At 61.1% G+C, this 21,765-nt stretch carries 20 protein-coding genes and 1 tRNA gene; 9 read left to right on the top strand and 12 right to left on the bottom strand.

Annotated elements, in window-relative coordinates; translation table 11 throughout:
• Positions 1-47: 47 nt before the first annotated feature.
• From P0D89_RS01315 to P0D89_RS01295, 5 genes are all read right to left on the bottom strand, one after another.
• On the bottom strand, positions 48-1,121 hold the full coding sequence (locus tag P0D89_RS01315) for an ABC transporter ATP-binding protein (RefSeq protein ID WP_408357909.1): 1,074 nt from the start codon (positions 1,119-1,121) through the stop codon (positions 48-50).
• On the bottom strand, positions 1,118-2,071 hold the full coding sequence (locus tag P0D89_RS01310; RefSeq protein ID WP_408357908.1) for an ABC transporter permease: 954 nt from the start codon (positions 2,069-2,071) through the stop codon (positions 1,118-1,120). Before P0D89_RS01310 ends, P0D89_RS01315 begins: the two co-directional genes overlap by 4 nt.
• A gap of 47 nt (positions 2,072-2,118) precedes the next feature.
• Positions 2,119-2,943 (bottom strand): ABC transporter permease, encoded by an 825-nt coding sequence (locus P0D89_RS01305; RefSeq protein ID WP_408357907.1) that lies wholly within the window; start codon positions 2,941-2,943, stop codon positions 2,119-2,121.
• Positions 2,940-3,998 carry an ABC transporter substrate-binding protein gene (locus tag P0D89_RS01300; protein WP_408357906.1) on the bottom strand — a complete coding sequence of 353 codons (1,059 nt, stop codon included), beginning with the start codon at positions 3,996-3,998 and terminating at the stop codon, positions 2,940-2,942. Before P0D89_RS01300 ends, P0D89_RS01305 begins: the two co-directional genes overlap by 4 nt.
• A gap of 150 nt (positions 3,999-4,148) precedes the next feature.
• Complete coding sequence (locus P0D89_RS01295) at positions 4,149-5,207, bottom strand: LacI family DNA-binding transcriptional regulator (RefSeq protein WP_408357905.1); 1,059 nt, start codon at positions 5,205-5,207, stop codon at positions 4,149-4,151.
• 207 nt (positions 5,208-5,414) lie between these two features.
• On the opposite strand from P0D89_RS01295, the gene P0D89_RS01290 reads away from it, so the two are divergent.
• The 4 genes from P0D89_RS01290 (at position 5,415) to P0D89_RS01275 (ending at position 6,908) form a co-directional block, all read left to right on the top strand.
• Positions 5,415-5,499, top strand: a tRNA-Leu gene (locus P0D89_RS01290).
• 199 nt (positions 5,500-5,698) lie between these two features.
• Positions 5,699-6,142 carry an Arm DNA-binding domain-containing protein gene (locus tag P0D89_RS01285; RefSeq protein ID WP_408357904.1) on the top strand — a complete coding sequence of 148 codons (444 nt, stop codon included), beginning with the start codon at positions 5,699-5,701 and terminating at the stop codon, positions 6,140-6,142.
• A complete protein-coding gene (locus P0D89_RS01280; protein ID WP_408357973.1) occupies positions 6,043-6,432 on the top strand; it encodes a tyrosine-type recombinase/integrase in 390 nt (129 codons plus the stop codon). The genes P0D89_RS01285 and P0D89_RS01280 overlap by 100 nt, the downstream gene beginning before the upstream one ends.
• A 266-nt stretch (positions 6,433-6,698) precedes the next feature.
• Positions 6,699-6,908, top strand: coding sequence for a hypothetical protein (locus P0D89_RS01275; protein WP_408357903.1), 210 nt, complete (start codon positions 6,699-6,701; stop codon positions 6,906-6,908).
• A gap of 114 nt (positions 6,909-7,022) precedes the next feature.
• On the opposite strand, the gene P0D89_RS01270 is transcribed toward P0D89_RS01275, so the two are convergent.
• The 6 genes from P0D89_RS01270 to P0D89_RS01245 all read right to left on the bottom strand — a co-directional run bounded on the left by P0D89_RS01270 (position 7,023) and on the right by P0D89_RS01245 (position 13,375).
• On the bottom strand, positions 7,023-7,427 hold the full coding sequence (locus P0D89_RS01270) for a lysozyme inhibitor LprI family protein (protein WP_408357902.1): 405 nt from the start codon (positions 7,425-7,427) through the stop codon (positions 7,023-7,025).
• Between the two features lie 92 nt (positions 7,428-7,519).
• Positions 7,520-10,426: a muramidase gene (locus tag P0D89_RS01265; RefSeq protein WP_408357901.1), complete on the bottom strand. Its 2,907-nt coding sequence runs from the start codon at positions 10,424-10,426 to the stop codon at positions 7,520-7,522.
• 636 nt (positions 10,427-11,062) lie between these two features.
• A complete protein-coding gene (locus tag P0D89_RS01260) occupies positions 11,063-11,320 on the bottom strand; it encodes a helix-turn-helix transcriptional regulator (protein WP_408357900.1) in 258 nt (85 codons plus the stop codon).
• Positions 11,321-11,492: 172 nt separating this feature from the next.
• Entirely contained in the window at positions 11,493-11,675 is a 183-nt protein-coding gene (locus P0D89_RS01255) for a hypothetical protein (RefSeq protein ID WP_408357899.1), read from the bottom strand.
• 99 nt (positions 11,676-11,774) lie between these two features.
• A complete protein-coding gene (locus tag P0D89_RS01250) occupies positions 11,775-12,137 on the bottom strand; it encodes a hypothetical protein (protein ID WP_408376039.1) in 363 nt (120 codons plus the stop codon).
• Between the two features lie 122 nt (positions 12,138-12,259).
• Positions 12,260-13,375 carry a methyltransferase domain-containing protein gene (locus P0D89_RS01245; protein WP_408376038.1) on the bottom strand — a complete coding sequence of 372 codons (1,116 nt, stop codon included), beginning with the start codon at positions 13,373-13,375 and terminating at the stop codon, positions 12,260-12,262.
• Between the two features lie 645 nt (positions 13,376-14,020).
• On the opposite strand from P0D89_RS01245, the gene P0D89_RS01240 reads away from it, so the two are divergent.
• From P0D89_RS01240 to P0D89_RS01225, 4 genes are all read left to right on the top strand, one after another.
• Positions 14,021-14,869: a glycosyltransferase family 2 protein gene (locus P0D89_RS01240; RefSeq protein ID WP_408357897.1), complete on the top strand. Its 849-nt coding sequence runs from the start codon at positions 14,021-14,023 to the stop codon at positions 14,867-14,869.
• Positions 14,870-14,994: 125 nt separating this feature from the next.
• The gene (locus tag P0D89_RS01235) at positions 14,995-15,894 is read left to right on the top strand and encodes a class I SAM-dependent methyltransferase (RefSeq protein WP_408376037.1); all 900 of its coding nucleotides are present in this window, start codon (positions 14,995-14,997) and stop codon (positions 15,892-15,894) included.
• Between the two features lie 73 nt (positions 15,895-15,967).
• On the top strand, positions 15,968-17,167 hold the full coding sequence (locus P0D89_RS01230) for a phytanoyl-CoA dioxygenase family protein (RefSeq protein ID WP_408376036.1): 1,200 nt from the start codon (positions 15,968-15,970) through the stop codon (positions 17,165-17,167).
• 120 nt (positions 17,168-17,287) lie between these two features.
• Positions 17,288-17,791, top strand: a complete 504-nt coding sequence (locus P0D89_RS01225; protein WP_408357894.1) for a M48 metallopeptidase family protein — start codon at positions 17,288-17,290, stop codon at positions 17,789-17,791.
• A gap of 19 nt (positions 17,792-17,810) precedes the next feature.
• On the opposite strand, the gene P0D89_RS01220 is transcribed toward P0D89_RS01225, so the two are convergent.
• Positions 17,811-20,132: an FdhF/YdeP family oxidoreductase gene (locus P0D89_RS01220; RefSeq protein WP_408376035.1), complete on the bottom strand. Its 2,322-nt coding sequence runs from the start codon at positions 20,130-20,132 to the stop codon at positions 17,811-17,813.
• A 180-nt stretch (positions 20,133-20,312) separates the two neighbouring features.
• Here P0D89_RS01220 and P0D89_RS01215 point away from each other — a divergent pair, with 180 nt between their 5' ends.
• A complete protein-coding gene (locus P0D89_RS01215; protein WP_408357892.1) occupies positions 20,313-21,752 on the top strand; it encodes an aminotransferase-like domain-containing protein in 1,440 nt (479 codons plus the stop codon).
• Positions 21,753-21,765: the final 13 nt, after the last annotated feature.

Raw genomic sequence — 21,765 nt, 5'->3', positions numbered from 1 at the left:
CTGTCTCTATCTCTATCTGTTGCGCGTCGGAACACGGCGCGGCGTCGCTACGATAGCGCGATTAGCGCGTCCTGAGCGATCGAGATGCCGACCGGCGTGCCGCGCGCCAGCTCGACGCGGCCCGCGACATCGATCAGCAACGGGTCCGGCGCCGCGCCGCCGATCGTCAAACGCGTGCGCTCGCCGAGAAACGCGCTGCCTTCGATCCGGCCGCGCAGGTGCGCGGTCGCCGGGTCGGCGAGCCATGCGTCCTCGGGACGGAAGAAGATCTCGTGCCGCTGGCTTGTCGCGTTCGTCGTGTTCGACGGGTTGGCTTCAGCGGGGCCCGGCGGCAGCGGCACCGCGCCGCCGGTCGTCGTCAGCACGCCGCCACGCCGTTCGCCCGCGATCCGGTTGATGGTGCCCACGAACTGCGCGACGGTCCGGTTCGCCGGACGGTAGTAGATCTCGCGCGGCGAACCGATCTGCTCGATGCGTCCCGCACTCATCACAACGATACGGTCGCCGAGTTCCATCGCCTCGGCCTGGTCGTGCGTCACGTAGACGGTCGTGATGCCCAGTTCGCGCAGCAGCGTATTCATCTCGCTGCGCAAGGTGTCGCGCAAACGCGCGTCGAGCGCGGTCAGCGGTTCGTCGAGCAGCAGCACGCGCGGCTGCACCGCGAGCGCTCGAGCCAGCGCGACGCGCTGACGCTGGCCGCCGGAAAGCTGATCGATCGGTTTGTCGGCGTGCGCGGTCAGACGCATCATGCCGAGCAGTTCGTCCACGCGTTGGCGCGCCGTGTCGGCCGGCACGCGCTTGATCTTCAAACCATAGCCGATGTTGCCGCGCACGTTCAGGTTGGGAAACAGCGCGTAACTCTGGAACACCATGCCGACCTGGCGCTTCTCGATCGGCAGCGCGGTGACGTCGTCGTCGCCGAACGCGATGTGGCCGCCGGCGTCGGGCGCCTCCAGCCCCGCGATCAGACGCAGGGTGGTGGTCTTGCCGCACCCGGACGGGCCGAGCAGCACCAGTGTCTCGCCTGCATCGATCTTCAGATCGAGCGGTTCGAGCACGCGGGCGCCGCGAAACGTTTTCGCGCACTGCGTGAGCGTGATGGGAACGGAAGCGAGTTTCATGGCGTCGTGATGGACCCAGGAGAAGGAGTCGAAGCGGACATCGAAGCGGGCTCCGCGGAAGAAACGCCACCGCGCTTCTTCGCCGCGCCGCGCTGGCCGGTCGCGTCGACGCCGAGCCATTGCATCGCGACGAGCAGGGGCATCGTCATGATGAAGAACAGGATCGTGTACGCGCTGCCGATCTCGATGCGCAACGACGCGTAGGTGTCGGCGAGGCCGACGGGCAGCGTCTTCGTATCGGGCGTGTGCAGCATCCACGTGAGGTTGAATTCGCCGATCGACAGCGTCAGCACCGCCAGCGCGCCCGCGACAATGCCTGGCCGCGCGTTCGGCAGCACGATCGTCACGAAGCGTTCGAAGAAATTGGCGCCCAGACTCGCCGCACCTTCTTCGAGCGTGCGCAGATCGCTGCTCGCACATATCGCGGCGACCGCGCGCACCATGAAGGGCAGCGTGAACACCACATGCCCGACGACGATGAACGCGGCGCTCATGCGGAACCGCGTGAAGCCGCCGTAGACGACCAGCAGCGCGAGCGCCGACGCGAGACCGGGCAACGCGATCGGCAGCACGAGGCACTCCTCGATGATGCGCGAGAGCCGTGTCTTGCTGCGCGCGAGCACGTAGCCCGCAGGCACGCCGGTCAGCAGCGTGATGAGCAGGGTCGCCGCCGCCACTTCGAGCGACAGCCACACCGAGCCGTGATATTGCGTCCACACTTCGACGAGCCAGCGCAGCGTGAGTCCGCTGGAGAGACCCTTGAAATAGTTGACCGTGAGTCCCGCCATGATCGACATCACGACGGGTACGATCAGAAACGCGCACAGCAGCAGCGTGACGAGCCATTGACCGGCGGCGAGCCAGGTCCGCGCGGCCGGCACGCGCAAGCGCGAGCGGGTGCTGGTGCGCGCGTGGGTCGCGGGCCGCGCGGAGGCAGTGATGGCGTTCATCGAAGTTTCATCTTCGGGTTTGGACGCGCCGGGGCTGGACATGCCGCTCATGCGCTCGCCGCCACCGCCGCGCCGCTCACGCTGCGCGCGAACGCCAGCACCGCCCACGTGACGATGCCGAGCACGATCGACAGCCCCGCGGCCGTCACCATGTTCGCGTTGAGCGTGAACTCGGTGTAGATGGTCATCGGCAGCACGTCGATGTCGGTGGCGAGCGTAAACGCCGTGCCGAACGCGCCCATCGCGGTCGCGAAGCACACCGCGCCCGCCGCGACCAATCCCGGCGACAGCGCGGGCAATACGACGTCACGCGTGATCCGCCACGGCGATGCGCCGAGCGAGCGCGCCGCTTCTTCGAGCGACGCGTCGAGCCTGGTCGCCGACGCCATCACGGTGACGATCACGCGCGGAATCGAGAAGTAGAGGTAGCCGAGAAAAAGACCGCTCATCGAATACGCGAACACCCAGCGGTCACCGGTCAGCTTCAGCGAGAGCGCGCCGATCAATCCCTGGCGCCCAGCCAGCATGATCACCATGAAGCCGACCACCACGCCGGGAAACGCGAGCGGAAACGTCAGCAGCGCGAGCAGCGTGCGCTTGAACGCAAACTCGCGGCGCGCGAGCAGCAGCCCGGCGATCACCGACAACACCAGCGTCGCCGCCGTGACCGCCGCGGACAGCACGACGGTCGCACCGAGGCTCGACAGGTAGCGCGAATTCGTCAGCATCGCGCGATAGGTGGCGAACGCGTGGCCGTCGCCGCTCAATTGCGCGAGCGCGGCCATCGGCAGCAGCCAGAACGCGAGGAACACCGCCAGCGCCGGCGCGATCAACGCGATGCGCCAGCGCAGCGGGAACGTGATGTCGTTCAATGCATCACCTGCAAATAGCGCTCGCCGAAGCTCGCCTGCTTCTCGGCCATCTTGCCGAAGTCGACGGGTTTCGCGCGTGCGTAGTCGCTTGCGGGCAGGAATTTCGCGGCGGCCTGCGCGCTCATCGCGTTTGCGCGCACCGGACGCAGATAGGCGTCGGCCCACAGTTTCTGGCCTTCGTCGGATAGCACGAAGTCGAGCACCTTCTTGCCGTTGTCCGCGTGCGGCGCGCCTTTCACGAGGCTCATCACGTACGGCACCGAGATCGTGCCTTCTTTCGGAATCACGAATTCGACGTTCGCGTGATCCTTGTACTTCGCACGGTACGCGTCGAAATCGTAGTCGAGCAGGATCGGAATTTCACCGGACATCACGCGTGCGTACGCGGTCTGCTTCGGCACGATCGGCGCGTTGGCCTTCAGCTTGCGGAACCAGTCGAGGCCCGGCTCGAAGTTATCGAGCGTGCCACCAAGCGCCTGGTTCACAGCGACCGCGCCCGCATAGCCGACGAACGCGCTCGACGGATCGAGGTAGCCGATCATGCCTTTGTATTCAGGCTTGAGCAGATCGGCCCACGAGCGCGGCACCGGCTTGCCTTCGAGCGCATCCTTGTTGACGAAAAAGCCCAGCGTGCCCGAGTGGATGGTGAACCAGTAGCCTTGCGGGTCTTTCATGTCGGCGGGAATGTCGTCCCAGTGCGCGGGCTTGTACGGCTGGATCACACCTTTGTCCTTCGCCTGGAAAGCCGACGAGACGCCGAGATACACGACATCGGCGACCGGGCTCTTCTGCTCGGCCATCAGTTGTGCGATCGACTGGCCGGAGTTCTTGTTGTCGAATGGCACGCGAATGCCGGTCTTCTGCTGGATCGCCTTGAGCTGGCTCGCCCAGTCGGCCCATTCAGGCGGGCAGTTATAGCAGATCGCGGTTTCGTCGGCACGGGCTGCTTGCGGTGCGACCGTGGCAAGCGCCGCACCGGCGATGATCATGACGTGCGCGATCCGGCGCCACAAGGGTGTGAGCGACGAAGTCAAGCGTGAGGATGAGCGGATCACTACGGGTCTCCTGGTGAAAGAAGAGAGCGGGTGGTTTGTAGGTCGATTAAAGGGGCGTGCGATGTTGTGCGAAACGGCCAGACGTACGGTTTGTGCGACTCATGCCGTTCAGGCAATCGATGCAGCTCGTGCGGCGTGCCGCCCCAACGGCTACTCGATCGCCGCCGAAACATGCGGCAGCAACGTCTCGGTACAATTCGAAATCGCCGCGATGGTCGCGCCTTCGCGCAAGCTGTGCGGCAAGGTCAGCGAGAGCGACGGGTTGCCGGCCGCATCGTCGTTGCCGGTGACGCGCGCGAGCAGACGCCGCCAGGCCGCACAGCCGATCTCGCGATTGGGCGAGCAAATGCTCGCGAGCGGCGGTGACAACAACTCGCCCATTGCGAGGCCGTCGAAGCCGAGAATCGACATGTCGTGCGGTATCCGCAGCCGCGCGCGGCGCAGGCCGCGCATCACGACCATCGCGAGGAGATCGTTGCTGCAGAAGAGCGCGGTCGGGCGATTCGGTCCGCTCGTCAGATGCGCGAGCACGGACGGCAACAGTTCTTCCGCGTTGAAGTCGACTTCGAGCGCCGGTGCGGGTGTGAGACCGGCTTGCTGCATCGCCTGTGCGTAGCCGAGATGGCGCTGGCGCGCGCGGTCCGATGCGGCGAGCGTGCCGGCGAGCATCAGGATGCGCCGGTGGCCGTGCGCGATCAGCTGACGCACGCCGTCGTAGGCGGCGAGCCGGTTGTCGACCGAGACCGACGGCCGCCGCACGGTGTCGTTGTGCATCAGAACGTAGAGCAGGCCGGCGCGGTCGAGTTCGTCGAGCAGCGGATGCGTGTCGGCATCGGTGACGGTCAGGATCAGGCCTTCCACGCGCTGTTCGCGCAAGGTTTCGATCGCGTGGCGTTCGCGGTCCGCGTCGTACTGCGTGGTCATCAGCATGAGCCGGTAGCCTTGCGCCGATGCGAGTTCGTCGATGCCTTGCAGACATTCCGCGAACACCGGATTGGCGAGCGTCGGCAGCACCACGCCGATCAGCCGTGTGCGCTCGCCGCGCAACTGGCGGCCGAGCGGGCTGGGACGAAAGTTCAGCGCGTCGATGGATTGACGCACCTTGTCGAGCGTGACCGGGTTCACGGTGTGCGGCGCGTTGATCGCGCGCGATACGGTGGCGATGGAAAAGCCCGCGTGGGCGGCGACGTCTTTGATCGTCGGGATCATGGGTTTCCGCTCCGGCTGTAAACGTTTTCGTGTGCGGATTATCGGGAACGTTTGTGACTGCCGGATGACTTCGGTTTAGATGGGGGCGCGGCGGCGCAAGAGGGGAGTTGCGGCGCGGTTGCCGCTCGGCTCATGGCGGCGATGTCGCGGTTTGGTGCGTTCCCCGGGCAATGGTAGAATTCGCGACCGCGCGCGATTGCGGCCCCTGCCGGGGTGATGAAATTGGTAAACATAGCGGACTTAAAATCCGCCGCTTCACAGCTTGCCGGTTCGAGTCCGGTCCCCGGCACCAGATACCCTCCAACTGATTCCAACGGTTCACCATAAAGCTCCGCCAGATAAAGCTGAGCGGGCTTTTGTTCGCTATAGCCTCCAAAGGTTCACCACCGATAGCAACCCCCATCGAGGGGTTGTTTCGGGGGTTCTCACGAATCCAGCGCCCGGCGGGAAGTACGCAACCCCCACGGTAGCGCGAGACCTTGGGAGCAAACATGGCACTGTTCGATGTCACGATCCCTAACGCGAAGCCGGGCAACAAACAGCAGAAGCTGTATGGCGGCGGCGCGCTGTTGCTTGTCACGCCATCGGGCAGCAAGCGATGGATTTTCAAGTACCGTTTCGCCGGAAAGGAAAAGAGCCTTGCGCTTGGCGTCTATCCGGACGTCCCGCTTGCCGACGGCCCGCAAGCGGCGCGACGACGCCCGCGAAAACTGGCGGCGAACATTGATCCGGGGGAAGCGAAAAAAGCCGACAAGCGCGCCGCCCGTCTCGCCGCCGCGAATTCATTTGAAGCCGTCAGCTCGCGTGGATGGGGGAGCGCGGCCAGTCAGTTGAGATTGGCCAGTATGAAAAGACGCTGGCGCGTTTTAAGAATGACGAGTTTCTTTGGCTTGGCAAGCGTCTCATTATCGAGATTGAGGCGCCCGAAATATTGACGGTCCTCAAGCGCGTCGATAGTCGGGGGGCGCGCTTTACGGCTCACCGTCTACGCAGCGAAATCAGCCGCGTATTCCGCTACGCGATCAAGGAAGGCCACTGCAAGACCGATGCAGCGCGCGATCTCGTCGGCGCAATACCGCCCGCACAGACAATGCATGTCGCCTCGATCACGGAGCCCGTCAAGGTCGGAGGGATGTTGCGGGCCTTCGATGCCTTTCCGGCACGTTCTTGGTTCTGTGCGCACTCAGGCTCGCGCCCATGCTGTTTGTCCGCCCCGGCGAACTGAGGCAGGCTGAATGGACACAGATCAACCTGGACAAGGGGGAATGGCGTTGCCGTGTCACGAAACCAACGCGGATCATCTTGTACCGCTCGCCACCCAAGCCGTTACGATTCTCCACGAACTAAAAGCGCTAACAGGTAACGGACGCCCCGTGTTCCCCGGCGCACGCGATATCAAGCGCCCGATGAGCGAAGCGGCGATTAAATGCTGCGCTTCGGCGGCTTGGCTACGATACCCGCACCGAGATAACCGGCCACGGTTTCCGGGCGATGGCGCGCACGATCCTGCATGAGGAACTGGAACACAAATCGGAAGTGATCGAGCTTCAACTCGCGCACGCTGTACCGGATAGCCTCGGCTCGGCGTACAACCGGACAAAGTTCATCCGCGAGCGCCGCGAGATGATGCAGGAGTGGGCCGATTACCTTGACCGGATCAAGGCTGGGGCCGATGTCATTCCGATCACAGCGGGACCGTAGGGAATGGGCCACAGCTAGAACAGCGCCGCCCGATGATGGAAGCGTGAGCGGCGCATGTCATGAGCAATTGATACGTTGCCAACTCAACCGCGTACAAGTAGATTTCTACGAACCTTAATTAGTACCCATTTCATCCGAAATCATTTCAAGCTCGCTTGCTCTATCAAACACGGATCGCAGCATAAAATCGAGGCTTGTTGCCCTTGTTGTGCCAAAGGAACCTGATATATGTTCTGCAAGGAAGTTATAGTTATCATCCCGCCACGTAATCCATTCATGCTGAATCTTGTCCAAATATGCCTTATCTTCGGGTGCGAGCTTTTTTACAACATTCGCATAAGCAAAATTTAATCGTTTCTTTTGAATTGCAATTTCGGCAGTGACGCAATAGGCTTGACCATCGGTACTAGATACCGCCTTACTGCACTGCGCGAATTGTTGTGAATAATGCCGATCTTCCGCGCTGGCAGCAGATGCAAAAAAAATTACAAAAATAATGCCAATTTTTAGATATTTCATGTTCTGGATAACTCTATAGTGATGGGCCAAAGTTTAACGGAATTCAATCAATTCTTTCAATGGCATCCCGAAAACGTCGGCGCATGCGCAATTCAAACCCCACCCTTGTCTATCGAGCACAATATATCTCGGAGGCTATTCGTTGATGGCATGAACGCGTGATTAGCAGATGATTCATAATGCGATAGAGTCCCATCCGATATCCTTCCGTCTTGTATTGTGCATCCCTTAGGCGCTGCTATTGATGCCCATTCTTTGGCGGCGGCGTTTTGGGCGTCATCTACAGTGCCAACCCCATTTTTCACAAATGCCGCAAGCGCGCCTCCTCCTGCCTTGTTTATCAAAAATTCTCTAAAAACCCGTTCCTGCATCTGTGCATCGTACTTCTCATCGCCGGACAAATTCATTGCCGCCTTTGCTTTACGCAAAGTGGTAATAACGGTCTGATATTTCCCAGTTGCGAAGAGTCGGTTGTGGTCAGTTCCGGAAAGCGATTCAGTTTCAATTATCTGATTGATTGTCTTGCCGGTAACCGTTCCTGGGAGCGGATGTCTGGGCGAATAACCCACCCTCCCATCGGGGACATCCTTGGTGCCAGTATTATACGATTCGTAACCACCTTCTCCTCCGGATATAATATCTCCGATCTTTCGAATCAACTCATCAAGACTGCTTCCGGATTTAAAGAAATTCCCCACTAGTCCAATCGCGTGAATGTGCCAAACGTCGGGGCTGGCGGGAAAGCCTTTGACCGCCTTCATCTTGTCCCACCATTGCAGCTTCTTGATGCGCTCAAGCTCGGTCTGCCAGATGTGCTTTGCATCGCCCATCAGCCGCGACAACGCCTCCCACTTGCTCATGTCGCCGCCCCATTCACTCTCGTAGCGAAAGATCAGGTGCGAGATAGCCTCGGCAAGCCAGGGGTCCATCAGCGCTCTTTTCAGGTCGGCGGCCTTTACGTTCCCCTTGCCGTCGCCTTGGCGCTTTGCCGCCTTCTCCAGCTTGCCGATAAAAGCCCCGGCGTTAACCGTCGCCGCAACAGGGCCGAATTCCTTTTCTTCACCGTCGAGCAACTGTTTTTTTTCGAACAGGTTGCGCCGGTACATGTCAATCAGGGGGGTAGCGGTTGTATCAACCGTATCGAAACCCGGCCACGCCCACGGGCTTTGCCACAGCGTATCCGGGTGGCCTTTCTCGCATACCCAGCCGACTATCGTCCTGCCGCTATCGTCACCCGCCTCGATTGACCACCATTGCGCGCCGCCCTTGTCGTCTATCGCCTTGTCGGTTTCGCGAATCTCATCTAGCTGGGCACGCGAAAATACCTGCTGGAATGCGACCGCCGATCCCGTTACATTGGCAAGCTGCAACGGGAATTCCGCCCATGTCTGGACCGTTGCGCTTGCAACCTTGCCCGCATACTTGCGCTCAACCCATAGGGGAGTTCCTACAAGCGTGCTGCTGGCAGGATGGGGATGTCCGTGTCCCTGACCATGCCCTTGTGCGCTGGACTGCGCGGCAATCCGGGTAGGCTGCACCTTGGCCCACCGCCCCTTGCCCGGATCGCCTTTCGCGGGCGCAAGCGTGAGACCCGCAAGGAGCGGGTTGCTTTGCGAATCATTAGGCTTGACGAGCTTCGCGCCCTCCTGAATCTCCAGCAGCGTTTTCCCGCTGTCCGGCAGCTCCTTCGCCCGTTCCTTGCTCTTGCTGATGAAATCGTTGATCTGTGCCCCAGTAAAGACCTCGACGTGAAGCAGCGGGCGCACGGGCTTGGGCGGCAGCATGCTTGCCTCGCTGGAGTTCTGGTACTCGCCCAGGTAGCCCACCACGTCGCCCGCGCCAACCTTGAACGGCGTGTCGAGTACAACGACCGTGTCCAGCGGCTTGGGATCAATCTCCACGTCGAGTTCATCAAGATTTATCCAGCCCGTTACCGCTCTCAGGTCTGGTGTCCGGCCCGCGACGGCGGCAACCGGCGCGCCCTTCATGATTGTCGCGATCTGCGCCCAGCCTTTCGTGGCATTGCCGATAATCGTAAGTTCACCACTGCGCGGCAGCAGGCCGATTACCGATCCCGATGGACTGTCGCAGATACGAATGCCAGTCTGCGGTGTATCGGGATTCTTGGAAGCGTCTGCCGGACTCGCTGGTGGCACCGTATAGCGCACCTGGTCCTGATATTGCGAGAGCGCGTCAACGCTTTCCAGTGCCGGGCCTGACGTTGCGCTGCCAAGCAGCGCGACGCCGCCCAGCGGGTCAGCGCACAGCCCGCCCGAAGGCTGAGCGAACGCCAGCGGCGTATTGAGTTGCGGGGGCGGAGTCTGGTGGTCGTCCGCTTTCGCGCCAACCCTGAAATACCGGTCGCCCTGCCAGAAAGGCAGCGGATGAATCGCCGGAGCGGATTGTGCGCCGCCGTCGCTCGCCTCCGCAGCGTCCTTATAACCCTTCCAGTCAAGCTGATGCATATAGAGGCTGTAGAACTCCAGCACCTCGTCTGCGGGCGGCTGATAGATCTGTGGAGCCTGCGCGCCGCTCGCGCCTGCCGGAGTCGCGGCTGTTGCCGACGCCCCCGACGCGCTAGCGGGTGTACCAGCGGGTTTCGGCGCGGGCGGCAGCACAAGCCTGTGCTGCACCAGCACAAACCCGGTCGAGTAGAGCGCGTAGTGGGGCGGCGTGGTTGGATAGGTCAGTTCGGGATACGCCGAATCCAGCCGGTACGCCACCACCTCACCATCGGCTATGGCCCTGACGCCATCGCCCTGCTTAAGCTCGCCGCCGGTTCCCGGGCCGAAGTGGATGCCGCCGTGAAACATGCCGTTCAAGCCCAGCGGATAGAAGCCAGCGTCCGAACCCGCGAGCGCCTTGAGCCAGGTCTGGGGATCGGCTGATTTACCGGTAGCGGGGGGGAATGGAAAGCTCCAGTTCAGCGGCTGCCATTGTGGTGGAGATGTGGTTGTCGCTGGCGCGGCGGGATGATGCGAATGACTGTGTGTAGCCACGTGCTTCGCTCCTGTCAGTTTGCGGTGTACTGGATCGCGAGCGCCGTGTGGCGGTTCAATGGGGCGGCGTGCGCGAACTGATGGATGCGGCCTGGTGCATCAGGACTACAAAGAAAGGTAAGGAAGGCCGCGATGCGGGGCTAGTTTCGCCCTTGAAGGCTTTTACCCCGCAAGCCGTCTCGATTCAATCCCGCAAAGTCCGAAAAATTGTCATTTATTGTCAGGGTGCAATGTGTGGCTTGCGGACCATCCGCCTGGCTCGTCGGTTTCGTCGTCCTCATCGCCAGCACGCTGGCAGGATGGCTGCAAGCCGTAGGGACCGCGCTCGACCCAATGCGCAAGGCCGCTTTCGATATCGTGGCGGATGCGCTCAAATGCCGCCTGTCCCGGTGCACTGGCATTCACGCGAACCCTCCGCCCGTTGTCATTGAATGTTCTACACCATCTGTTGCGAAGGCTGGCGGGCGCATGCGAACCCCATGGGCCATACGGACACCTTTTTGGGACATTAGCTAGCCGGGAAACGCGCGTCAGCGTATGAGGGAAGTTCGCCACGCCAGCGCATCCAGAGTTCAGCAGGAGCGGCGTCAAGTGCTTCGGCGTCGTCAAGCGGCGCGTGCGATTGCGTAGCCACGGCTAAACCTCCACACGGTAGCTGTTCGGGTCGGCGAACCAGCGGTGCAACTCGCGGTTCGGCCACGCGACACAGCGGGCGGAACCAGGCTGGACACGCTTCGGAAAGCGGCCCGCTTTCTCACGCTGGCGCACAGACTCGTGACCGAGTGGGACGAATTTATTTAGCGTGGACCAGCGCGTGTTGCCGTCCCTGGGGATGACTTCAGAGGGGAGTTGGGCGTCGCCGGTCGGCGGCACGTTGCGAACCGTTGCAGCCATATTCGAACCTTTGGGGTTTGGTGAATATGGATGCAGCGTACGAGGGAAGGTGACGCTGAAATAGCCCGTTTAAACCGCCTATTTGCCTCTTGGCTCCAGAGGAAATAGGCGGGCTAATTAATGCATGGATGGGAGCGCGATCCTTATGCGGCAAGGGATTGAAATAGGTTGCCTATTTTTCCGAGCGTCGCTTACGGCCCGGATTTTTGTCCCAGTTCGCGACGGTGGCGATACGCTCGACCTTCTTTTTTCCGAAGTCGGGGTAGTGGGCGCGTAGCCAGTTCTCGATGTACTCACGTGGTGGTTGGTCGGAATTTTTGTCCCATCCGACGATGGCCGCACGCCAGGCGGTCATAGCGATGTCGAGTTCGGGGGGGATAATTAGGATGGTCTGCCGCCACCTCTCTGTCTTTGGCTTACTTCAGTTCGGCCCTCAGGCGCACAATCTCCGCCTTTAGTCTTCGATCTCTGCGAGTGCTTCGGCGTCTGTTGCGGGAACAGCGCCCGCGCCGCGGAGTGGGTATCGAATCCGCTTCGTCGCACACCAAGCGGCCAAGGCTTTGGGCCGGACTTTCCAGTCGGTGGGCTTGTTGTCACGATCGAATTCGACAGGCTTCGCTTCAATCCACTCATCGATATCATCGGCACAGGTTGCACGCCTTATCAAAGACCGGTATCTCGCGATTTCCGCGTCTTCGTCGTCGCTACGATAACCGGTAGAGTATGAATCGACGTTTGCGAACGCGTGAGCGATATCATCCACTGTCAAATCCGGATGCGCCGCCATCACGCGCTTCCATTCAGGAAACTCGGCCACGTCGGAGTGCTCGATGGGCCGAGTTGTTGTTCCGTCACGGCGCGCGAGCTTGATCCCGTTTCGCTCACGAGGGGCATCCGAACTGATTCTGGGTGCGCCGCCCAGATTTCTGATGTGGCTAGTTACGACTGGCGTGGTCGAATGGAGCGTCCTTCATGCCAGCCAAACAGCAGATAGTGATCCGCCGCATTGGCGCCGGCAGCTGCCACATCTGCATTGGCGCGAAGGTATTCTTCGGCGTCGAACCCATACGGAAGCCCGATTGCGACCAACGGATCCAGGCTGCTCTTTTCTCCAGGCCGGCGCGGCGAGAAATGACCGCACCTCTCCTTTTTCATTTCAACCTCGGCTTGCCTCCTGGCTTGCCATGACGGCTCGCCCGGCGCCGTTGTAGATGCGGCGTCAGACATGTGCTGCCAACTCTGGTTGATGTATTCACGGTTATTTGACCGGCGAAGAGTAACGAAGAACTCATAGTCATCTTTCTCCGTATCCTCGAATCGTTCACAGGCAAAATCCACGAGTCCTGTCTCCGACATTGCCATGAAGAGATCGGCGAAAGATTTGGGCGTGAATACCCAGCAATGAATGTCGTGATAGTTGCCGTTCTCGATGATGTCTCGCGCTAAGGCTACCGCGCCTTGCCAGTCATAGTGAAGTGCGGGTTTCGCTGGAACTTCGTCACGCCAGATTTCCATCCGGGCTGCTTTGGCGGCACCCAGGGCGAAATCGAGCATTGAATGTGGCTGTGGAACACGAGCTTTTGTGATGTAGCTTAGAAGGACATCAGCGAGACTCGTCTCGCGGCGCAAGCAATCGAACAGAAATCTCTTGTCAGGGACGATCAACCTTACTTCGCCAGTCGTCTTCAGGATCGAGGCGATCTCTTGAAGCCACGTGATCAGGTCTGGCACGTGCTCGATTACATGCGATGCCACGACGTAGTCTACATATCGGCCTCGCACGGCATCCTGAAGTGTGTTTTGCCCCCAAACCGCATCCACATGAACGATTTTCTCCACGTCGACGTGCGCGTCGCCGAGGTACTTCCTTTTCAGGGACTGTGTGTCTGCGTGGTCCACGTAGATAATCTCTCCGTCTTCGCGTCGAACGATAGGACGACACAAAGCCCCAATCTCGACACCGACCGAATTCTCAAGATCGACCCCTGATAGTAGTTTCTCGCGCCGCTGTTGCTGGGTGGACTTAGCAGTGGGATCGTCTTGATATTCGCTCATTTTCTTCCTGGGTTCGTAAGGCCGATGTCAGGGAAAAGACTGCAGGCTAAGTAATGTAACCCATCTCCGGACGAGGTAGATGTCTTCGGATGGTGCGGCTTTACCACCGGTGGCCAGGGGACAGCATATGGGCGGCCCTGAAGCCGAGCGGCACATTACTATTGCTGACGTTCTTCGACGGCGTGCTGATGTAGGAGTAGCGCAGTGGAGGAGGGAAGCACTGGAACGACGCGGCGGCTGTCTAACCAACGTTTGCGATCAGAGCGCGGGGCGCCCGGCGACAAGACCATGAGGCTCGACGGCAAATACGCTTTCGTCGAAGTGGCCTCGCACGCCGCAAGCACGGGGAGAGGTGCCATCAAATTTTTTTCAGCCGAGCGCCAAGGCGGAAAATCGGACCGCTCGCCCGGCAAAGCGCCCGCGGATCTGCTCCGGCCCCAGTGCGTTCGGCATCGTTCACAATCTCCGCTTTCGCGCTCCCCGCTCCGCCGTTGCAATGGCTCATAAGCCGCTTGCCATCTCCGACGCCTACGCTGCGCCAGCCCGAATCGTCTGGCCGCTGTAGCCTGAACGGAATGCGCTAGAATCGCGGGCGCTTCAGCACATCGTGCGTGCGTTGTCACAACAACTGCCGGCCATCGAGTCATGAAAAAAGTCTCCATCATTGTTCCGTGTTTTAACCAGCAGGAATTCATCGCGGAAACGCTTGATTCGGTATTGCTCCAGACCTACGGCGATTGGGAGTGCATTATCGTGGACGACGGCTCTACCGATGGTTCAGCGGCTGTCATTGAGCAATATGCGAAGAAAGATCGCCGCTTCCGGTCTTTCAAAAAAACGAATGGCGGTGTCGCGGCCGCGCGCAACTTCGGCTTTGCGCAAGCAAGCGGTGAACTGTTCGTACCGCTCGACGGCGACGACATGATCCATCCTGACTTTCTGCAGCGGGCCGTCGACGAATTCAACACGCACCCGGATACTGATCTCGTCCACACCGGGACGCAGCGCGTCGGCGAATCGCGCAAAATCTGGCGCCTGCCTGAGTACAGCTATGGAAAGCTGCTTTGGCAAAACATGATCGTCAACACGACCATGTACCGGCGTGAGGCATTCTTCGGCGTGGGCGGCTATGCGTCCGAAATGGTCCACGGCTTCGAGGATTGGGAGTTTTACGTCAGGCTCCTGGACCCGAAGTCCAGGGTTCGCCTGGTCGATGCCCCGCTGTACCTCTATCGCGTGAAAAAAAGTTCGCGGTCGACCGAACTGGTGGCATTGGGGAAGGTCGAGGAATCGCAGCGCCTCATCTATACACGCAACCGCGCGAAATATGACGGGTTCATGAAGAACCCGATCAGTGTTTTCGGCAGGCGTATAAAGGAGTTTGCGCCGTTCTATTCGTCGCGCTACAGGCGAACGCTTCGTTACGTGCATATCACCTATGGTGTCGTGGTCGCGGCGCTACTGGTCATCATCGCGGCACTGTTGGTGCGCTGAGACTGCAATCGCCTTGAGCCGTCATTCATATCGGCGGCGGTCTGCCGAGCGTCGAACTTTTTGAAATAGGCCGTCCCCCTTTGCATGCCATAATCACTGCATTCGCAATTTGGAGGGATACCAAATTGAAAGGAACCGAGCTCGATCTGTACACAACCGAGGAGCCTGGCCATTCCCTCGCGTTCAATCTGTTCAGTGACACGTGGTTTTCGAACGTACCTGGTTACGGCCTGGGTGCGGCTCCACATTTTGCGGACGGACGTATTCAGTGGCTCGAACAGGCGTGCGGCGGATTTGCCGGAAAGAGCGTCCTCGAGCTCGGCCCCATGGAAGGTGGCCACACCTACATGCTGGTGCAAGGCGGCGCGTCCCGGGTTCTCGCGGTCGAGGCGAACTCGAAGGCTTTCCTGAAGTGTCTGCTGGTTCAGAACGCATTGAAGTTCAACGCCGAATTCATGTATGGCGATTTCCGCAAACTCCTCGGCAAACGGGATCAACGGTTCGATCTCATTCTTGCGAGCGGCGTGCTGTATCACATGACGGACCCCGTGTCGCTGCTTGACGATATGGCGCACGCGTCTGATTCGATCTGCATCTGGACTCACTACTACGACGCCGACGTTGCGCGAACGAATCCAAACATGCGGACGCACGTGGACGTCGAGCCGAGGATTTCAGAATTCCGCGGCCGGCCGGTCAGCACGCATCGGATGAACTATCTCGAGGCGATTGAAAGCAAGAAGTTTATTGGCGGCACGGCGCGGCATGCCTGCTGGATGACCAGAGAAAGCCTGTTGACCGTTCACGACGCGCTTGGCATGACGGTGATCGTCGGATTGGACGATCGGGATCACCCGGCTGGACCGTCGATCCTACTCTATGCCACGCGTATTCCGAACTTCGACGAGGCAGGTTATCTCGAGCACAATCCGGACGTCGCACAGGCGGTGGCGAACAGGCATTTCACGTCCGGAGCCGACCACTATATTCGTTTCGGGCGCGCAGAGGGCCGCGCGCCCAAGTAATCGACGCAGGGTAGACCGCATTGGACACGCGTCGAATTGCCTGATAGACCAAACGTTCCCCAGAGCTACTCAAATGAATAATCGAGCCACACACCAAGAACGTTTTTTCGACCATCCGGTGGTCGCGCAGACGCCGATCGACCCTCGGACGCAAGTGTTCAAGTACGAAGCCTTTCCGGCCAATGGTCCCTTTCCGTGGCTTGATCTTCCGGATGCGAAGCAGAAGATCGAGTCGCGTTTGCGCGACGGCGAGATCACCGCGCAGCAGGCCGAATGGTGTCGAAAGTGGGTTGACGACGGTTACCTGATCCTCGAAGGGTTTTTCAACGAGAAGCAGCTCGATGAAATGTGGAGCGCCTACGAAAAAGCGATCGCGACGGGTGTATTGAAGCCGCCAGTCGAGCCGCTGTTCGCTGGCGATACGCTGCCTGGCCGCACGCTCAATCCGCACTTCTCGGTCAACGAAGTGCGGGTCATGCTGTTCGATCAGGGAATGGGCGAAATCGTCAGTCTGCTGCTGGGCGCGAAGGCCGCTCCGTTTCAGACGATCGGCGGTCATAAAAGTAGCGAGCAATTGCAGCACTCCGACTCGATCCACATGTCCACGTATCCCAACGGGTATCTGGTCGCCAACTGGATCGCATTCGAAGACATTCATCCGGACTCCGGGCCGCTGGTCTATCACCCCGGCAGCCATAAACTGCCTTACGTGATGTCCGATGCGCTGGGGATGCCGTTCGGTTGCGGCTACTCGGCGTATCACGACATTTACGAGCCGGCGATCCAGAAGATCATCGCGGACAATGGACTGGAAGCGCACTATTTCCTGCCGAAGAAGGGCGACGTGCTGCTCTGGCATGCGAACCTCCTGCATGGCGGCAGCAAGATGAAAGATCCCGCGCATGTCAGCCGCAAGGCGCTGGTCTGTCATTTCTTCTCCGAGGGATGCCTGTGCTATCACGACCTGACCGGGATGCCGTCGTCACTGACGCCGCTGGATTTTGACGCAGAGGCCTATCTGGACGCGAACCCGGATGTTGCGGCCTCAGGCGGTGATGCGTTGCAGCACTATGTCTACTATGGCCGCTTCGAAGGACGTCCGATGAAACCTGGGCAGCCTCGACCGGCCGTGATTCCGCCGGAACTGGTTGCTCTGGGTTTCGATCCCGCGCTGTATCTCGAGGCCAACCCCGATGTCGCGATGGCGGGCGTCGATCCCGTGCTTCACTATGTCGAGTTTGGAAAAGCCGAAAACCGGCGCATCAGGCCTTGAGCGCTTCGGTCAGGTGATCCCGATAGCCTGCGTCCCGGCGCGCAGGCCATCGTCGTCAGTCGTGCGGCCGCTGTCCGATTCGCTTAAGCTGTCGTGTACGAATCATTGCAAAGCACCATCATGTCTCACCTGAAGTACCTGACCGGCTATCCACCGGCATTGCAGGAGAAGGTCAAGAAACTGATCGCCGGCGAGCAGCTAGGCGATTATCTCGCCGAGCGTTATCCCAACACGCATGACGTGCAGACAGACCGCGCGCTCTACGCGTACTGCGCCGAGCTGAAACGCGAACACCTGCGCAGCGCGGAGCAGATCGATAAAGTGACCTACGACAGCAAGCTCGACGTGGTGCGCCACGCGTTGGGCCTGCACACGAGCATCTCGCGCGTGCAGGGCGGCAAGCTGAAGGCGAAGAAGGAAATCCGGATTGCGTCGCTATTCAAATCGGCGGCGCCGGAGTTTCTGAAGATGATCGTGGTGCACGAACTCGCGCATCTGAAAGAGAGCGATCACAACAAGGCGTTCTATCGTCTCTGCGAGTTCATGCAACCGGGCTACCACCAGATCGAATTCGATCTGCGTCTTTATCTGACGCATCGCGATCTGACGAAGAAACACGCGTAACGGGCGTTCGCGACGCCACTCACGCCGCCATCGCGCCGGCTTCCACCGCCGACGCTTTCAACAGCACCGGAATCGACTTCGACGTCGGCGTGCCCGCGCCATCGGCTACCGAAGACAGCGGCACCAGCGGATTCGTCTCAGGATAATAAGCACCGAGACAGCCGCGCGGAATGTCGTACTCCACCAGCAGAAACCCGTCGGCGTGACGCTCGATTCCGTCGGCCCACACGCTCGTGATATCCACCCGCTGTCCCGCGGCGAAACCCAGCATCGCCAGATCGTCCTTGTTGGCGAACAGCACGCGGCGCTGTCCGTACACGCCGCGATAACGATCGTCGAGGCCGTAGATCGTAGTGTTGTACTGATCGTGCGAGCGCGTCGTCATCAGCGTCATCAGACGCTCGCCGTGCTGCTTGCGCGCCTCGTGAATCGGCGTGGCCACGTCGATGGCGTGCACGAGAAACTGCGCCTTGCCGCTCGGCGTTTTCCAGATGCGCTCGCGCGACGCCACGCCCAGGTGAAAACCGCCGGGGTTCTTCAAGCGCTCGTTGTAGTCGTGAAAGCCGTCGATCACCTGCGCGATGCCGTCGCGAATCAGCGAGTAATCCGCCGCTTGCGCGAGCCAGTCCACCTTGCCGCTGCCGAGCGTCGCATGCGCCATCCGCGCGACGATCGCAATCTCCGACAGCAGATTTTCGGACGCCGGTTTGTTCATCCCATACGAGATGTGCACCATGCTCATCGAATCCTCGACGCTCACGCCTTGCGCGACGCCGTTCTGCAAATCGATCTCAGTGCGCCCGAGGGTCGGCAGGATCAGCGCGTCGCGTCCGTGCACGAGGTGGCTGCGGTTCAGCTTGGTCGTGATGTGCACGGTCAGCGCACACGAGCGCATCGCTTCCCACGTGCGCGGCGTGTCCGGCGTCGCGATCGAAAAGTTGCCGCCGAGGCCGATGAACACCTTTACCTTGCCGTCGAGCATCGCCTGAATCGTGTTGACCACGTCGAGCCCGTGTTCACGCGGCGGCTCGAAATCGTAGACCGCGCCGAGCCGGTCGAGAAACGCCTGTGTCGGCTGCTCTTCGATGCCGACCGTGCGGTCGCCCTGCACGTTCGAGTGTCCGCGCACCGGGCACAGCCCCGCGCCGCGCCGGCCGATGTTGCCGCGCATCATCATCAGGTTCGACAGCAGTTGCACGGTCGGCACCGAGTTCTTGTGCTGCGTGAGGCCCATGCCCCACGTCGAGATCACCGCGCGCCCCTTCACGTAGATGTCGGCGAGCTTCAGTACGTCTTCGAACGGCACGCCCGCTTCGGCGACGATGGTGTCCCAGTTCTCGGCGCGCAGATCGGCGGCGAACTCTTCGAAGCCCACTGTGTGTTCGGCGATGAAGCCGACGTCCAGCACGCGTTCGAGACCGGAGGCGAGGGCTTCGTCGTCGAGTTCGACCACGCGCTTGGCGACGCCCTTGATCAGCGCGAAGTCGCCGCCGACCTTCGGCCGGATGAACACGGAACTGATCTTCGTGCTGCCCATCGTCAGCATCTCCACCGGATGCTGCGGGCTCGCGAAGCGTTCCAGCCCGCGCTCCTTCAGCGGATTGATCGACACGATGGTCGCGCCGCGCTTCGCGCACTCGCGCAGTTCGCCGAGCATGCGCGGATGGTTGGTGGCCGGATTCTGGCCGAAGATCAGCAGCGTGTCGGCGTGTTCGAAGTCGTCGAGCGTCACCGTGCCCTTGCCGATGCCGACCGTATGCGGCAAGCCGCGGCTGGTCGCTTCGTGGCACATGTTCGAGCAGTCGGGGAAGTTGTTGGTGCCGTACATGCGCACGAACAACTGGTACAGGAACGCGGCTTCGTTGCTGGCGCGGCCCGACGTGTAGAACGCTGCGCGGTCCGGATCGTCGAGGCGTTTCAGGTGATTCGCGATCAGATCGAACGCTTCGTCCCAGCCGATCGGCACGTAGCGGTCGCGCTGCGCGTCGTAGACTAGCGGGTCGGTCAGGCGGCCGTGCTGTTCGAGTTCGAAATCCGACTGCGACATCAGCTCCTCGACCGTGTGCTGTTCGAAGAATGCGGGCGTCACGCGCTTGCTGGTCGCCTCGGCGGCCACCGCCTTGACGCCGTTTTCGCAGAACTCGAAGGTCGACGCGTGCTCGCGATCCGGCCACGCGCAGCCGGGGCAGTCGAACCCGGCGGGCTGGTTCTGCTTGAGCAGCGTGCGGTAATTCCCGCCCGTGACCTTTTCCTTGATCAGGTTGATGGCAACATACTTCAACGCGCCCCAGCCGGCGGCCGGGTGCGTGTAGGGTTCGATGCGTGCTTCCGATTTCTTCATGATCTTGCCGCTGGAGATGGCCTGGAGCGCGTGGACGGGGCTCGTTAAGCCGATGCCTGCAAGGCTACTGTGTTCCGAAAAGTGCGCTGCATACAGAAAATCGGAAAGGGAAGGGATACAGATTGTTGATTTTTGTCATAGACTGGCGCTCCGAATCCAGCTTTTGTTTGACCCACGTCCTTGAAACTCTACGAAAAGCTCGCCGATGACATGACCGAAGCCGTACGCCGTGGCGTGTTCGCGGCCGGCGAGCGGATTCCGTCGGTGCGCCAGGCGAGCCAGCAGCACGGCGTGAGCATCAAGACGGTGCTGCACGCGTATGCGCTGCTGGAAAGCCGGGGGATCGTCGAAACGCGGCCGCAGTCCGGCTATTTCGTGCGCGACGCCGCCGCGCGGGCGCTTGCGCCCGACGCGGCGCGCTCGGGTCCGGGGCGGCAAGCCGGGAGCGAGACGCCGCCGGTGGCCGCGGAAGTGGACGTGAGCCGGCTGGTGCTGTCGACGCTGCGCAGCATCCGCGCGCACGACGCGGTGCCGTTCGGCTCGCCGTATCCCGACCCGTCGTTGTTCCCGTGGCGGCGCATCAACCAGTACGCGAACGCGATCGCGCGCCGTCAGGCAAGCTGGAATCTGATCGACGACCTGCCGCCGGGCAACCCCGAGCTGATCCGCCAGATCGCGCGGCGCTACGCGGAAAACGGCATGCCGGTCGATCCCGACGAGATCGTCATTACGCTCGGCGCGACCGAGGCGATCAACCTGAGCTTGCAGGCGGTCGCCAAGCCCGGCGACACAGTGGCGGTCGAATCGCCGACCTACTATGCGATGCTGCACGCGATCGAGCGGCTCGGCATGCGCGCGATCGAAGTGGCGACGCATCCGGTGCACGGCATCGACATCGATGCGCTCGCGCGGGTGATCGCCACGCAAAAGATCGCTGCCTGCATGGTGATGCCGAACTTCCAGAACCCACTCGGCTTCCAGATGCCGGACGCGCGCAAGCGGCAACTGGTCGAGCTGCTCGCCGCGCACGAGATTCCCGCGATCGAAAACGACGTATACCAGGAGCTGTATTTCGGCGACGCGCGGCCCTCGACGCTGAAGACTTTCGACAGCAAGGGACTGGTGCTGCACTGCGCGTCGTTTTCGAAGAGCCTGACGGCGTCGTACCGGATCGGCTGGGCGCTGCCGGGGCGCTATCGCGCGCAGGTCGAGAAGCTGAAGTTTCTGAACACGCTGACCACGCCGTCGGTGCCGCAGGTCGCCGTCGCCGACTACTTGCGGCAGGACGGCTACGATCGTCATCTGCGGCACGTGCGCAAGGTGTACCGGCAGCAGGCGAGCATCATGACGGCGCTGGTGCAGCGGTTCTTTCCGGTCGGCACGCGCGTGTCGGCGCCGCAAGGCGGTTATGTGCTGTGGGTGGAGTTGCCCGCCCGCGTCGATTCGATGCGGCTCTATCGGGCGGCCCTCGCGCGCAGCATCACGGTCGGGCCCGGCATGATGTTTTCGACACGCAACGCTTTTCGCCACTTCATCCGGCTCAACTACAGCTATCCGTGGACGGCGCAGACCGAAGCGGCGCTGAAGACGCTGGGCGAACTGGTCACGCAGATGGCGTGACCACACGAGGAGA

It is taken from the genome of Paraburkholderia sp. RL18-085-BIA-A, from assembly GCF_046027075.1.
In the GTDB taxonomy this organism is placed as follows: domain Bacteria; phylum Pseudomonadota; class Gammaproteobacteria; order Burkholderiales; family Burkholderiaceae; genus Paraburkholderia.
Note: the sequence above shows the minus strand (reverse complement) of the source record. Positions and strands in the feature narration are given on the sequence as shown.